We start from the raw sequence: 14,165 nt of genomic DNA, 5'->3' as shown, positions 1-14,165 counted from the left end.
CTACGAAGTTCTCGATTCGTTCGGATCGTTCTTTTGCAGTTCTTGCTCGATTGCTGCGGTCAGGCGCTCACGCACCTCGGGGACAGCGATCTTGGCGATGATCTCGTTGAAGAATCCGCGCACGACGAGGCGTCGGGCCTGATCCTCGGGGATGCCGCGGGCGCGCAGGTAGAACAACTGCTCGTCATCGAAACGACCGGTGGCACTGGCGTGCCCGGCGCCGACGATCTCGCCGGTCTCGATCTCGAGGTTGGGTACCGAATCGGCGCGGGCACCATCGGTGAGCACCAGGTTGCGGTTCACCTCGAAGGTGTCGGTACCGGTGGCCTCGGCCCGGATCAACACGTCGCCGATCCACACCGTGTGCGCGTCGGGCTTGTTGGAATCCGGATCACCCTGCAACGCGCCCTTGTACAGGACGTCCGACTTGCAGTGCGGCTGAGCGTGGTCGACGAGCAACCGCGACTCGAAGAACTGACCGTCGTCGGCGAAGTAGGTGCCGAGCATCTTGGCGTCACCGCCGGGTCCGGTGAACCGGACGGTGGCCGAGGTGCGCACGACATCGCCACCGAGGGTGACGTTGACGTGTCCGAACACCGCGTCCTTGCCGAGCTTGGCGTGATGGGCGCTGACATGCACCATGTCGTCGGCCCAGTCGGCGATCCAGATGACGCCGAGGCCGGCCGCATCGCCGACGATGATCTCGACGTTGTCGGCGTAGGTTCCGCTGCCGCGCAGATCGACCACGACGATGGCCCGGGACAGTTCCTCGACCCGAATCTGCAAGTGGCCGTAGCCCACGGTGTCGACACCGGGTCCGTCGACCACGATCTCGATCGGCTCGGCGACCTCGGTGTCACGCTTGACGGTGACCACGGTCGCCGTCTCGAAGGACGAGAAAGCCTGGGCCGCAACGCGATCGGTGGGCACACCGCCCTCGCCGAGCCGCTTGTCGTCCCGGCCGACGGTCTCCACCGTCACGCCCGGCCGCTCGGTCACGGTGATGCCGGCCTTGCCATTGGCTACCGCGGAGCCGTCGTGCAGGCCGCGAAGCCGCTTGAGCGGGGTGAACCGCCACAGCTCGTCGCGACCGCCGGGGACCTCGAAGGCGTTGACATCGAACGACGCGAAAAGCTCGCCCTTGTTCGTCACAATGCCCTCGACCGCTTGGGTGAGATTCTGTGTCACTTAACCGACCGCGCCTTCCATCTGCAGCTCGATGAGCCGGTTCAGCTCAAGCGCGTATTCCATGGGCAGTTCCTTGGCGATGGGCTCGACGAAGCCGCGCACCACCATCGCCATTGCCTCGTCCTCGCTCATGCCGCGGCTCATCAGGTAGAACAGCTGATCTTCGCTGACCTTGGACACGGTGGCCTCATGGCCCATCGTGACGTCGTCCTCACGGATGTCGACGTACGGGTACGTATCCGAGCGGCTGATCGTATCGACCAGCAGCGCATCGCATTTCACGCTGGACTTGCTGCCGTGCGCACCCTTGTTGACCTGGACCAGGCCACGGTAGGACGCGCGGCCTCCGCCGCGGGCCACCGACTTGGACACGATGTTGCTCGACGTGTGCGGTGCCAGGTGCAGCATCTTGGCGCCGGTGTCCTGGTGCTGGCCCTCGCCGGCGAACGCCACCGAGAGCACCTCGCCCTTGGCGTGCTCACCGGTCATCCAGACCGCCGGGTACTTCATGGTGACCTTGGAGCCGATATTGCCGTCGATCCACTCCATCGTGGCGCCGGCCTCGGCACGCGCACGCTTGGTGACCAGGTTGTAGACGTTGTTCGACCAGTTCTGGATCGTGGTGTAGCGCACCCGGGCACCGGGCTTGACGACGATCTCGACCACGGCCGAGTGCAGCGAATCCGACTTGTAGATCGGCGCGGTACAACCCTCGACGTAGTGCACGTAGGAGCCCTCGTCGGCGATGATCAGCGTCCGCTCGAACTGGCCCATGTTCTCGGTGTTGATCCGGAAGTAGGCCTGCAGCGGAATGTCGACGTGCACGCCCGGGGGCACGTAGATGAACGAGCCACCCGACCACACCGCGGTGTTGAGGGCGGAGAACTTGTTGTCACCGGCCGGGATCACGGTGCCGAAGTACTGCTTGAACAGCTCGGGTTGCTCACGCAGGCCGGAGTCGGTGTCCAAGAAGATGACGCCCTGGGCCTCAAGGTCCTCACGGATCGAGTGGTAGACCACCTCGGACTCGTACTGCGCGGCAACGCCTGCCACCAGCCGCTGCTTCTCGGCCTCCGGGATGCCGAGGCGGTCGTAGGTGTTCTTGATGTCCTCGGGCAGTTCCTCCCAGGACGCCGCCTGCTTCTCGCTGGAGCGCACGAAGTACTTGATGTTCTCGAAGTCGATGCCTTCGAGGTTGGAACCCCAGTTCGGCATGGGCTTCTTGTCGAAGGTCCGCAGCGCCCGCAGCCGGGACTCCAGCATCCACTCCGGCTCGTTCTTCTTGGCCGAGATGTCACGCACGACGGCTTCGGACAGGCCGCGCTGCGCGCTTGCGCCGGCGACGTCGGAGTCCGACCAGCCGTAGCCGTAGTTGCCCAGCGACGCGATGGTCTCTTCCTGGGTCAATGGCGTTTCGGGCGTGATGGTCATGTCGCCGCTCCTTGTTTGCTCGCTGTCGATTGGCTTGTCGCTGCGGTCGTCCGGGCTGGGCCGTCCGCATCGAGTGGTACGTGGGTGGTGCAGGCGCAGTCACCGTTGACGATGGTGGCCAGGCGCTGCACGTGGGTGCCCAGGATCTCGGCGAACGCCTCGCTCTCCGTCTCGCACAACTCCGGGAACTCCTCGGCGACGTGCGATACCGGACAGTGATGCTGGCAGATCTGCACCCCGTGAATCGGGCCGTCCACCGGATTCGTCGTGGTGGCATACCCGGCCCGGGTCAACGCGTCCGCAACTCGTTCGGCGGTGTCGGCGACTCCGCCGGGCCCCTCGGTGACGCCGGCCAGAATGGTGTCCATCCGGCGTCGCGCGAACGTGCGCACGGCATCCTTGCCGCCGATCTCACGCAGTTGCCGAATCGCGGCGACGGCGAGGTCGTCATAGGTGTGGCCGAGCTTGGCCCGGCCCGCGGCCGTCAACCGGTAACGCTTGGCCGGGCGGCCCCGGCCGTTGTGCTGCCACGCCGCGGCGGCACTGGCCTGCGCGTCCCCGGCTTCGATCAGGGCATCGAGGTGTCGCCGTACGCCGGCCGCCGAGATACCCAGCCTGTCACCGATCTGCCCCGCAGTGATGGGACCCTCGAGCAACAGGTGAATGATCGAGCTCCGGGTGTGCCCGTCGGATGCCGGCACGACATCGTTGACCGGCTTCGGCACACCAGCCGAAGCAGAGCCCACAGTCGTCCGACCTATTTTCACAACACCATTGTGACGGAATTCCACTCCCGGTTCTAGCAAGGGCACCCTTACGTGACCTGGGCCACCGTTGCCGGGCGAAGACCGCCTCGGCCGACGGTTACGCTGCCCTGATGGCAAGCCGCCTGTCGACCTTCAGCACATCGATCGCCCGGTGGCACGGCGACGAACGGGCTGTCTGGTCCCCACTCAACGCCGCCGAGGTTGTCGCACAACGTCGTACCCGGCTTTTCGGGGCCACCGGAACCGTACTGATGGCGATAGGCGCCCTCGGTGCGGGAGCCCGCCCCGTCGTGCAGGACCCGACCTTCGGGGTGCGGCTGCTCAACCTGCCGTCGCGCATCCAGACCGTGTCACTGACCATGACCACGACCGGGGCAGTGATGATGGCGCTGGCCTGGCTCATGCTCGGGCGATTCGTCCTCGGACCCCGCCGGATGTCGCGCAGCCAGCTGGACCGGACGCTGCTGCTGTGGGCCATCCCGCTGCTGGTCGCACCGCCGATGTACAGCAAGGACGTCTACTCGTACCTGGCCCAGAGTGAGATCGGCTACATCGGCCTCAACCCTTATCAGGTCGGCCCGGCGACCGGCCTCGGCCTCGATCATGTGTTCACGCTGTCGGTGCCCAGTCTGTGGCGCGAGACACCGGCGCCATACGGCCCGCTGTTCCTGTGGATCGGCGAGAGCATCTCCGCACTGACCGGCGAGAACATCGTCGCCGCAGTGCTGTGTCACCGCGCCGTGGTGCTGCTCGGCGTCGGGCTCATCGTGTGGGCCACGCCCCGGCTGGCCCGCCGTTGCGGCGTCGCAGAGGTCAGCGCACTGTGGCTCGGCGCATGTAATCCGCTGCTTTTCATGCACCTGGTGGCCGGGATCCACAACGAGGCACTGATGCTCGGCCTGATGCTGGCGGGTACCGAGTTCGCGCTGCGCGGCATCGACGCCGCAGCGCCGCTCATCCCCCGGCCACTGACCTGGCCACACTCACGCGAGGACTGGGACCACTGGTACCCCGCGGGGATGCTGCTGATCGGCACGGTGCTCATCACGCTGTCCTCCCAGGTCAAGCTGCCGTCCCTGCTCGCACTCGGATTCGTCGGGATGGCACTGGCCTGGCGCCTGGGCGGCACGATCAAGGCGTTCTTCGTGGCGAGCGTCCCACTCGGCGTGATCTCGCTGGCGGTGATGGGCGTGATCGGCTGGGCCAGCGGCCTGGGCTTCGGTTGGTTGTCCACCCTCGGCACCGCCAACGTGGTGCGCAGCTGGATGTCACCGCCGACCCTGCTGGCGCTGGGCACCGGCCAGGTCGGCATCCTGCTGGGGCTCGGTGACCACACCACCGCGGTGCTCGCGCTCACCCGCGCCATCGGCGTCTTCCTGATCGCGATCCTGGTCAGCTGGCTGCTGTTGGCCGTGATGCGCGGCCGGTTGCACCCCGTCGGCGGACTGGGCGTCGCCCTGGGCGGCACCATCCTGCTGTTTCCGGTGGTGCAACCGTGGTACCTGCTGTGGGCGGTGATCCCGCTGGCCGCGTGGGCCACCCGACCCGGGTTCCGCGGGTCCACGATCGCCATCACGCTGGTTGTCGGGATCTTCGGCCCAACGGCCAACGGCGACCGGTTCACCTTGTTCCAGATCGTGATGGCCACCCTGGCGAGCGCGTTGATCGTGCTGATCCTGATCGGGCTGACGTGGCGCCGACTGCCGTGGCGTGCGTCACGCGAACCGGATACAGGCCCACCGCCGACACCCACGCAATCACCCGACGCCTACGCTGAATCCCCGTGACCTCGCGTTCTGATCAACCTGTGCTGCTCCGCGGCGTCAGTAAGCGCTACGGATCGACGACAGCGGTCGCCAACCTGGACCTCGATGTGCAGCGGGCCGAGGTACTGGCCCTGCTCGGCCCGAACGGCGCAGGCAAGACCACCACCGTCGAAATGTGCGAGGGATTCATCCGCCCCGACGACGGCCGTGTCGAAATCCTCGGGTTGAATCCCGTTGCCGACAACGCGCAGGTGCGCGAGCGGATCGGCGTGATGCTGCAGGGCGGCGGCGGCTACCCCGCGGCCCGGGCCGACGAGATGCTCAATCTGGTCGCCTCCTATGCTGCCGACCCGCTCGATCCGGCCTGGCTGATGGACACCCTCGGCCTGACCGAATCCGCCCGCACGACTTACCGGCGACTGTCGGGCGGCCAGCAACAACGCCTGGCGCTGGCCTGCGCCGTGGTGGGTCGCCCCGAGTTGGTATTCCTCGACGAGCCGACCGCCGGGATGGATGCCCACGCCCGAATTGTGGTGTGGGAGTTGATCGATGCACTGCGCCGCGACGGTGTGACGGTCGTGCTGACCACACATCACCTGGCCGAGGCCGAAGAACTGGCCGACCGGATCGTGATCATCGATCACGGCGTCGCGGTAGCCACCGGCACACCCGCCGAGCTGACCCACAGCGGAGCCGAGAACCAGTTGCGTTTCAGTGCGCCACGCAAGCTCGACCTGTCCCTACTGGCCGCGGCGCTGCCGGAGAACTACAAAGCCACCGAGACGGCACCCGGCGAGTACCTGGTCGAGGGGCACATCGACCCGCAGGTGCTGGCCACCGTGACGGCGTGGTGCGCCCGGCTCAACGTGCTGGCCACCGGTATGCGGGTGGAGCAGCGCAGCCTCGAAGATGTATTCCTCGACCTCACAGGACGGGAGCTGCGGTCATGACGAGCGCTCCGAACCGATTCGCCCCGGGCACCTTCTCCCCCGATCCCCGCCCGGCCAAGGTGCCGGCCATGCTGTCCGCACAGTACGGGCTGGAGCTGAAGTTGCTGCTGCGCAACGGCGAGCAGCTTCTGCTGACCATGTTCATCCCGATCACGTTGCTGGTCGGGATGACGCTGCTGCCGTTGGGCTCGTTCGGCGACGATCGGGCGGGAACCTTCACTCCGGCGATCATGGCCTTGGCCCTGATCTCCACGGCATTCACCGGGCAGGCCATCGCCGTGGCCTTCGACCGCCGCTACGGCGCGCTGAAACGCCTTGGCGCCACCGCGCTTCCAGTGTGGGGAATCATCGCCGGCAAGTCCCTGGCGGTGGTGACCGTCGTGTTCTTACAGGCAATCTTGCTGGGCGCCATAGGTTTTGCGCTGGGTTGGCGGCCGTCGCCGCTGGGTCTGGCGCTGGGTGCGGTGATCATCGCGCTGGGTACCGCCACGTTCGCCGCATTGGGGCTGCTGCTCGGCGGCACCCTCAAGGCCGAGATCGTGCTGGCATTGGCGAACCTGCTGTGGTTCGTGTTCGCGGGCCTGGGCGCGCTGACCCTGGAAGGCGGCCCGGTGCCGTCGGCCCTGCGCTGGGCCGCCCGGTTGACCCCTTCCGGGGCCCTCACCGAATCCCTGACCCAGGCGATGACGCTGTCGATGGACTGGTTCGGCGTGGCCGTACTGGTGGTGTGGGGTGCCGTCGCCGCGATCTGCGCCCTGCGCTGGTTCCGGTTCACCTGATCCAGACCGGCCCTACTACGGGCTGTAGTTCCTGATCAACTACGATCAGGCCGTGCCCGGCGGAACAGCTTTCCAACGACTGGTCGATGTGCTGCCCAAGCCGAGCCTGCGGGTCCAGCGCCTGATCGCGTTTCTGGTGATCCTCACCCAGGGCGGAATCTCCGTCACCGGAGCGATCGTCCGGGTCACCGCGTCCGGCCTCGGCTGCCCCACCTGGCCGCAGTGCTTCCCCGGCAGCTTCACTCCCGTCCCGCACGCCGAGGTCGCCGTCGTGCATCAGGTGGTCGAGTTCGGCAACCGGATGATCACCTTCCTGGTGGTACTCACCGCCATCGCGGCGGTCCTGGCCGTGACCCGGGCCCGCCGACGCCGCGAAGTGCTGATCTACGCGTGGCTGATGCCCGCCTCCACCGTGGTCCAGGCCATCATCGGCGGCATCACGGTGCGGACCGGCCTGCTGTGGTGGACCGTGGCGATCCACCTGCTCGCGTCCATGGTGATGGTGTGGCTCGCGGTGCTGCTGTTCGTCAAGATCGGCCAACCCGACACCGGCACCCCCACGACCACTGTGCCGAAACCGTTGCGGCAGTTGACCGTCCTGAGCGCCGTCATCCTGGCCGCGGTCCTGGCGACGGGCACGCTCGTGACCGGCGCCGGTCCGCACGCCGGGGACAAGAGCCTCGACCGCGTGGTGCCGCGCCTGCAGGTCGAGATCACCATGCTCGTACACATGCATTCGTCGCTGCTGGTCGCCTACCTGGCCCTGATCGTCGCACTGGGATTCGGCCTCGCCGCGGTACGCGCCCCGCGCCCCGTCATGGTCCGGCTGACCGTCCTCGTCGCGTTGGTGTGCGCGCAGGGGCTCGTCGGGATCGTGCAGTTCTACACCGGGGTTCCCGCCGTCCTGGTCGCAGTTCACGTCGCCGGTGCGGCCACCTGTACTGCGGCCACCGCGGCACTGTGGGCATCGATGCGCGACCGGGTGACGCCGTTGGCCGACGGAGCTGACGGCGCTGCCGACGCCGATCGCTGAGCTGTTGGAGTATCACAGCCGACGCGGGCAGCCACACCGAGGTCTGTGATTGCTGTTATTAATTCACAGCCTTCCCCTACGCTGTACCCATGGCACCAGGCTTGAACGCCCACGCCCGGCGGGCAGCGATCGCCGCGCGGATCCACACCGATCGCGAGGTCGACTTCACCACCCTGGCCGACGAGTTCGACGTCTCGGCGATGACCATCCGCCGCGACATCGAGCGGCTGGAGGATCAGGGCATCGCCCGCCGGGTTCTGGGCGGCGCGATCGCGTTCGGCGGGAAGTCGACCGAACCGTCCTTCGCCGCCCGGGCCGCCGACGCCGCCGACGAGAAGCTGCACATCGCCCGCGCGGTCGCCGACCTGCTGACCCCACGCGAAACCGTGATCCTGGACAGCGGCAGCACCGTGCTGGCCGTGGCCCGGGCCATCAAGGGCCGGGATCTGGGCCTGACGGTGATCACACCCAGCGTGCTGGTCGCCGTCGAACTCGCCGACGAACCGGACACCACGATCCTGCTGACCGGCGGCAAGGTGCGCCCCGGTGAGCTGAGCCTGATCGGCGCCGAGGCCGAGGACTTCTACCTGCGCTACAACTGCGACACCTATGTCATGGGGATCGCCGGGGTGGACGGCAAGCGCGGCGCCTCGGAGTACCACCGCGAGGAAGGCAATGTGAAGCAGGCCGCCATGCGGGCGGCGGACCGGGTGATCGTGGCCGCCGACGCCACCAAGCTGGGCCGGGTACAGCTGATCAATGTCGCACCGGTATCGGCCATTTCGATTCTGGTCACCGATGGACTGCCGACCCATCCCGCGGTCGAGGCACTGCGCTCGGCCGGCGTCTCGGTGGTCTGCGTCAGCAGTGAGCGGTCAACGCCAGCGCGCTGACACCACGGTGTCGCGGCCTTCGGCCCGGGACACCCGGGCTCCGGCCTCCTCGGCGATCAGTGCGCCGGCCGCCCAATCGTGCACCGCGAGATCGTCCTCGACGAAGGCGTCGAGGCTGCCCTGGGCCACCAGGCACAAGTCGACCGCTGCCGCGCCGAATCTGCGCATATCGGTGTAGCCGGTCATCAGGGCACCGAGTTCGCGCAGTTGCCTGCGGCGGTGACCGGGATCGTAGGACAGCCCGGTGCCCACCAGCCGGGCCGAGGATTCCATCATCGCCAGCGGCAGTCGCATCTCATCCGATCCTGAGACTAACTGTGCTCCAAGATGTTTGGCCGCACTCCAGGTCATGCCCAGGGCGGGTGCGGATATCGCACCGGCCAGCCAGCTGCCGTCGGCCAACGAACGGGCCGCCACCGAGGTGGCGAAGTACGGGATACGCCGGGTGTAGTTGGTGGTGCCGTCGAGCGGGTCGACTACCCATTGCACGGCACCGACGCCGGTGTGCTCAGCCAGCTCCTCGCCGAGCACACCGTCGTCGGGTCTGGCCCGCAACAGCACCGCGCGAACCGCCTCCTCGGCAGCCCGGTCCACGGTGGTCACCACGTCGCCGGCCGCGCTCTTGGTCGCCACCTCCAGCGGTTCGCCCCATCGCCGCAGGCATACCTCGGCCCCGGTCCGAGCGGCCGCCACGGCCAGCACGCGCAGCTGTTCGTTCATAGGGTCTTACGAAATTCCTTGACCACGTTCATCAATTCGCTGACCCGGGAGGCCACGGCGCGATTCTCGAACACCCCGCCCTCCTTGAAGTAGGTGCCGACGATCGCGCCGTCGGCGACCGAAAGCTGCTCGGCCGCATTGTGGGCGCGCACGCCGGTGTTGACGAACACCGGCACGGCGCCGGCATTGTTCTTGACCACCTGCAGCGCCTGCGAATCCGTGGGGGCGCCCGCGGTCAGCCCGGACACACAGATGCCGTCGGGATTGGTGGCGAACACCGTGGTGGCAGCGACCGAGGCGAGATCGCGGTCGGCCAGGTAGACCGCCGATTCCGGGACGATGTTGAACAGCAGCTTGACCCCGCTGCCGCCGATCCGGTGGCGGTGCCGGGCAACCTCGCCGACATTGGTGTTCCACAGGCCGAAATCGCTGGCGTAGACGCCGGTGAAGATCTCGCGGACCCACTGGGCGCCGGTGGCTACGGCCAGATCGATCGAGGCCCGTCCGTCCCACAGCACGTTCACGCCATACGGCACGGTGAAGTCGGGCAGCAGCTCGCCGATGATCCGGGCCATGGTGATCGCGGTGATCGGCTCGGTCTTGGTGAGGTACGGGAGGCTGAACTCGTTGGAGATCATCACTCCGTCGACGCCGCCCTCCTGTAGCTCGGCCAGCTCGCCGCGGGCCCGGTCGACCACTGCACCAATGCCTGCAGCCGAATCGAATCCAGGATCGCCCGGCAGCGCCGACAGGTGCAGCATCGCGATCACGGGCTTCCGTACCGCAAATACCTCGTCAAGCCAGTTGGTCATGGGGCGCATCTCCACTTCGTCTTCGCCATACTTCGGTAGAACACCTGTTACTAAATCACAGTCATCGTACAGATTCGCGTGAGCTGCCGTGACTATCCCACATATCTTGTGAGAATCTAACAGTGTCAGTAGGGTAGTTCCACCGCGGCCACGCAGTGCACATCTCGCGGTTATCTATGGGAAAGGACGGCATGCCGGAGTTCACGATCGGCATCGACATCGGCACCACGGGCACCAAGACCGTGCTCGTCGATATCGGCCACGCACGCATTGTCGCCCAGGCCACCGGCGAGGCCCAGCTGTATTCCGGCGGACCGGGGCAGGCCGAGGCAGATCCGGCGCAGTGGCTGGATAACGTGCATGCCGGCATCCGCGCCGTGCTGGCCGAATCCGGAGTTGCCCCCGGGCAGATCGGTGCGCTGTCGACCACCGGCATGGTCCCGGCCGTGGTCCCGGTGGACAGCCAGGGCGCACCGCTGCGCCGCGCGATGCTGCAGAACGATGCCCGGGCCACCGCGGAGATCGCCGAACTCAAGGACGCTCTCGACGAGGACGCCGTGCTGCGCGCGACCGGTTCGGCGGTGACCCAGCAGTCCGTGGGACCGACCGCGCTCTGGCTTCAGCGGCATGAGCCCGAAACCTGGCGCGCCACCACCCACCTGGTCGGCTCCTACGACTGGGTGCTGATGGCGCTGGGCGCACCCGCGCACGTCGAGCTGAACTGGGCCATCGAATCCGGGCTGGGCACCGTCGACGGACAGCGCTTCGAGCCGATGTACGCCGCGGCCGGCCTGGCGCCCGAACTGGTGCCGACCGTGCTCTCCCCCGGTACCCAGGCCGGCGAACTCAGCGCAGCCGCCACGGCCGCCACCGGCTTGCCCGCGGGGTTGCCGTTGATCGTCGGTGGCGCCGACCACGTGCTCTCGGCGTACGCCGCCGGGATCAATGCCGAAGGTGACTGGCTGGTGAAACTCGGTGGCGCCGGGGACATCCTGGCCGCTGCCGATCAACCGGTGATCGACGCCCGCCTCTACCTCGACGCCCACCCGGTCCCGGGCCGCTGGCTGCCCAACGGTTGCATGGCCACCAGCGGCAGCCTGATCCGCTGGTTCCAGACCCTGTCCGGCGGCCTCGACCTGGTCGCCCTCGACGACGAGGCCGATGCCCGCAAGCCCGCCGAAGTCCTCTGTCTGCCGTACTTTCTCGGCGAGAAGAGCCCACTGCACGATCCCGATCTGCGCGGCGCGTTCGTCGGGCTCGACCTGGCCCACAATCGCGCGGACATGTACCGCTCGGTCCTGGAGGCCATCGCCTACGGCTTCAAACACCACACCGAGATCTTCGCCTCGATGGGGGTGCCGCTGCGACGCGCCCTGGTCACCAATGGCGGCAGCCGATCGGTGCTGTGGAAGCAGATTCTCGCCGACGTGCTCGGCACCCCGCTGTCACCGATCGTCGGCCATCCCGGCGCCTCCCTGGGCGCCGCGGTGATCGCCGCCGTCGGCACCGGCCTGCTCGAAGACTGGGACAGCACCGCAGCGTTCCAGACCGTCGGAGAACCCGTCGTGCCCAACCCGAAACACGTCGACCGCTACGCCGAGGCTTATGCCCAATGGCGCGAGCTCGGCGACGTGCTCACCCCCGTGTCCCACCGCATCGCCCGAAAGGCCCGGTCATGACCGCCGAAAACAACACCCCCACCCAGACCGTCGTGGTCACCGGCGCCGGTTCCGGCATCGGCCGGGCGATCGCCACCACCCTGGCCCAGCGCGGCTGGCGCGTGACCGTCACCGATATCGACGCGGCCGCCGCCGAGCAGACCCGCGACGGGCTGGCCGGCACCGGGCATGAGGCGGCCCGACTCGACGTCACCGACGCCGCCGCGGCCGCCCGCCTGGCCGACGATGTGGCCGACCGCACGGGGCTGCACGCGTGGGTCAGCAACGCCGGCATCTCGGCGATGGCCAGTTTTGTCGATGTTTCCACCGAGCAGCTCGACCGCAGCCTCGACATCAACCTCAAGGGCGTGTTCCTGTGCGGCCAGGCCGCGGCCCGCGCGATGATCCGCACCAACGTGCGCGGAACCATCGTCAACACCGCATCGATGGCGGCCAAACAGGGCGGGGTGCCGTTCCTGTCGGACTACGTGGCTTCCAAGTTCGGTGTGCTCGGACTCACCCAGGCCATGGCCTATGAGCTTGCGGCCCATGGCATCACGGTCAACAGCGTGTGCCCGGGTTTCGTCGCCACCCCCATGCAGACCCGGGAACTGGAATGGGAGGCCGGCCTCAGCGGGTCCACCCCCGAGGGAGTTCGCCAGGCCTGGATCGACGCCACCCCTCTGGGTCGGCTGCAGACCCCCGACGACGTCGCCCGCGCGGTGGCGTTCCTGGTCTCCGAGGATGCCCGGTTCATCACCGGAGAAGCACTGTCCGTCAACGGCGGTGCCTACATGGATTGAGCCGAACCCGTCCCCGACAGCGACTCGATCCACCCCACCCGGACAAGGGAAAGTGAGAACCTATGAAAATTCCGACGTTGAGCCGGTGGTTGCCCGCGGTGATCGCGGCCGCCGGTCTGACCCTGGCCGGCTGCGCCGGCAGCGGCGGCTCCGGCGAGCAGAGCTCATCCGGAATCGGTGATGTGCCGACCGACACCAGCGCCACCGTGCGGGTGCTGATGGAAAACGTGCCGGACACCGACGTCGTGAAAAACCTTGTCGGACAGTTCAACCAGAAGTACCCCGACATCAAGGTCCAGATCGAGACCATGACCTTCGACCAGATGCGCGACCGTCTGGTGTCCTCGTTCCAGGCTTCCGAGCCCGCCTACGACCTGATCGTCGTGGACAACCCGTGGATGGACGACTTCGCCGCGGCCGGGTTCCTGGAGCCGCTCAACGACCGGATCGCCTCCACCACCGGATATCAGCCCGATGACTTCTTCCCGTCGCTGAAGGCCATCACCGACGTCGAGGGCACCACCTACGGGGTGCCGTTCTACAACTACGCACTCGGCTACATCTACAACACCGGTGATCTCAAAACGGCCGGCGTGACCGTCCCCACCGATCTGGATGCCCTTGTCTCGACGTCGCAAAAGCTCAAGACCACGGATCGGGCAGGCATCGCGATGCAGCCCCAGCGCGGCTACAAGATCTTCGAGGAGTGGGCCAACTGGCTGTTCGCCGCAGGCGGATCGATCTACGGCGAGGACGGCAAGCCCACACTGAACACCGAGCAGGCCGCCCGGGCACTGGACGCCTACATCGAGACCTACCGCACCGCGGCCCCGGCCAACAGCCTGTCCTGGGGATTCGACGAGGCCTTCCGCTCGGTGTCCAGTGGCAAGGCCGCCTCGATGATCGGCTACAACTGGAACCTGCCCGCACTCAACGACCCCGCCGGGGCTTCGGCGCAACGTGCCGGCCAGTTCGCCCTTGCCCCCATCCCTGGCGGCAAATCGGCACTGGGCCTGTGGAGCTGGGCCATCCCGGCCAACTCCAGCGCGGCCGACGCCGCATGGGCATTCGCCTCCTGGGTGACCTCACCCGAGGTCGATGCGCAGCGGGTCGCCGACGGCGGGGCCGTGATCCGGCAGAGCTCGCTGACCAACCCGAAGGTTCTGGCCGACGGGTACGGCGCCGACTACTACAAGACCGTCGGTGAGATCCTGGCCAACGCCGCACCCTTGACCAAGGGCAAGGGCGGCGAGGAAATGATCCAGGCGGTCGGCACCGAGCTCAACGACGCCGCCGCGGGCAACAAGAGCGTCGCCGACGCACTGCGCGATGCCCAGGCAGCTGCGGAGCGGATCCAGAAGTGAC

General features: G+C 67.5%; 13 protein-coding genes. 8 read left to right on the top strand and 5 right to left on the bottom strand.

Annotation, left to right across the window (positions count from 1 at the left end; all coding sequences use genetic code 11):
• The 3 genes from sufD to AB0I14_RS07830 are packed head-to-tail and all read right to left on the bottom strand — an operon-like array spanning position 1 to position 3,431.
• Positions 1-1,188, bottom strand: coding sequence for a Fe-S cluster assembly protein SufD (gene sufD, locus AB0I14_RS07840; RefSeq protein ID WP_358018344.1), 1,188 nt, complete (start codon positions 1,186-1,188; stop codon positions 1-3).
• Positions 1,189-2,619: a Fe-S cluster assembly protein SufB gene (gene sufB / locus AB0I14_RS07835; RefSeq protein ID WP_358018341.1), complete on the bottom strand. Its 1,431-nt coding sequence runs from the start codon at positions 2,617-2,619 to the stop codon at positions 1,189-1,191. It lies immediately after the preceding gene.
• Positions 2,616-3,431, bottom strand: a complete 816-nt coding sequence (locus AB0I14_RS07830) for a metalloregulator ArsR/SmtB family transcription factor (RefSeq protein ID WP_358018338.1) — start codon at positions 3,429-3,431, stop codon at positions 2,616-2,618. The genes sufB and AB0I14_RS07830 overlap by 4 nt, the downstream gene beginning before the upstream one ends.
• Positions 3,432-3,496: 65 nt before the next feature.
• On the opposite strand from AB0I14_RS07830, the gene mptB reads away from it, so the two are divergent.
• The 5 genes from mptB to AB0I14_RS07805 all read left to right on the top strand — a co-directional run bounded on the left by mptB (position 3,497) and on the right by AB0I14_RS07805 (position 8,807).
• Positions 3,497-5,173 carry a polyprenol phosphomannose-dependent alpha 1,6 mannosyltransferase MptB gene (mptB, locus tag AB0I14_RS07825; protein WP_358018335.1) on the top strand — a complete coding sequence of 559 codons (1,677 nt, stop codon included), beginning with the start codon at positions 3,497-3,499 and terminating at the stop codon, positions 5,171-5,173.
• Positions 5,170-6,102, top strand: coding sequence for an ABC transporter ATP-binding protein (locus tag AB0I14_RS07820; protein WP_358018332.1), 933 nt, complete (start codon positions 5,170-5,172; stop codon positions 6,100-6,102). The genes mptB and AB0I14_RS07820 overlap by 4 nt, the downstream gene beginning before the upstream one ends.
• Positions 6,099-6,881 (top strand): ABC transporter permease, encoded by a 783-nt coding sequence (locus tag AB0I14_RS07815; protein ID WP_358018329.1) that lies wholly within the window; start codon positions 6,099-6,101, stop codon positions 6,879-6,881. The genes AB0I14_RS07820 and AB0I14_RS07815 overlap by 4 nt, the downstream gene beginning before the upstream one ends.
• Positions 6,882-6,960: 79 nt before the next feature.
• Positions 6,961-7,914 carry a heme A synthase gene (locus AB0I14_RS07810; RefSeq protein WP_358019040.1) on the top strand — a complete coding sequence of 318 codons (954 nt, stop codon included), beginning with the start codon at positions 6,961-6,963 and terminating at the stop codon, positions 7,912-7,914.
• An 89-nt stretch (positions 7,915-8,003) separates the two neighbouring features.
• The gene (locus AB0I14_RS07805; protein WP_358018327.1) at positions 8,004-8,807 is read left to right on the top strand and encodes a DeoR/GlpR family DNA-binding transcription regulator; all 804 of its coding nucleotides are present in this window, start codon (positions 8,004-8,006) and stop codon (positions 8,805-8,807) included.
• Here the strand turns inward: AB0I14_RS07805 and AB0I14_RS07800 are convergent.
• Both AB0I14_RS07800 and AB0I14_RS07795 read right to left on the bottom strand, forming a co-directional pair.
• Positions 8,790-9,527, bottom strand: coding sequence for an inositol monophosphatase family protein (locus AB0I14_RS07800; RefSeq protein ID WP_358018324.1), 738 nt, complete (start codon positions 9,525-9,527; stop codon positions 8,790-8,792). The two genes, AB0I14_RS07805 and AB0I14_RS07800, sit on opposite strands and share 18 nt — an antisense overlap.
• On the bottom strand, positions 9,524-10,339 hold the full coding sequence (locus tag AB0I14_RS07795) for a BtpA/SgcQ family protein (protein ID WP_358018321.1): 816 nt from the start codon (positions 10,337-10,339) through the stop codon (positions 9,524-9,526). The genes AB0I14_RS07800 and AB0I14_RS07795 overlap by 4 nt, the downstream gene beginning before the upstream one ends.
• Positions 10,340-10,530: 191 nt before the next feature.
• Here AB0I14_RS07795 and AB0I14_RS07790 point away from each other — a divergent pair, with 191 nt between their 5' ends.
• The 3 genes from AB0I14_RS07790 (at position 10,531) to AB0I14_RS07780 (ending at position 14,164) form a co-directional block, all read left to right on the top strand.
• The gene (locus AB0I14_RS07790; protein ID WP_358019037.1) at positions 10,531-12,018 is read left to right on the top strand and encodes an FGGY family carbohydrate kinase; all 1,488 of its coding nucleotides are present in this window, start codon (positions 10,531-10,533) and stop codon (positions 12,016-12,018) included.
• On the top strand, positions 12,015-12,800 hold the full coding sequence (locus AB0I14_RS07785; protein ID WP_358018318.1) for an SDR family NAD(P)-dependent oxidoreductase: 786 nt from the start codon (positions 12,015-12,017) through the stop codon (positions 12,798-12,800). The genes AB0I14_RS07790 and AB0I14_RS07785 overlap by 4 nt, the downstream gene beginning before the upstream one ends.
• Positions 12,801-12,862: 62 nt before the next feature.
• The gene (locus AB0I14_RS07780) at positions 12,863-14,164 is read left to right on the top strand and encodes a sugar ABC transporter substrate-binding protein (RefSeq protein ID WP_358018315.1); all 1,302 of its coding nucleotides are present in this window, start codon (positions 12,863-12,865) and stop codon (positions 14,162-14,164) included.
• Position 14,165 lies beyond the last annotated feature (1 nt).

The sequence above is a fragment of the Mycobacterium sp. NPDC050441 genome (genome assembly GCF_040655355.1).
Classification (GTDB): domain Bacteria; phylum Actinomycetota; class Actinomycetes; order Mycobacteriales; family Mycobacteriaceae; genus Mycobacterium.
This window is presented reverse-complemented; position numbering and strand designations above follow the sequence as displayed.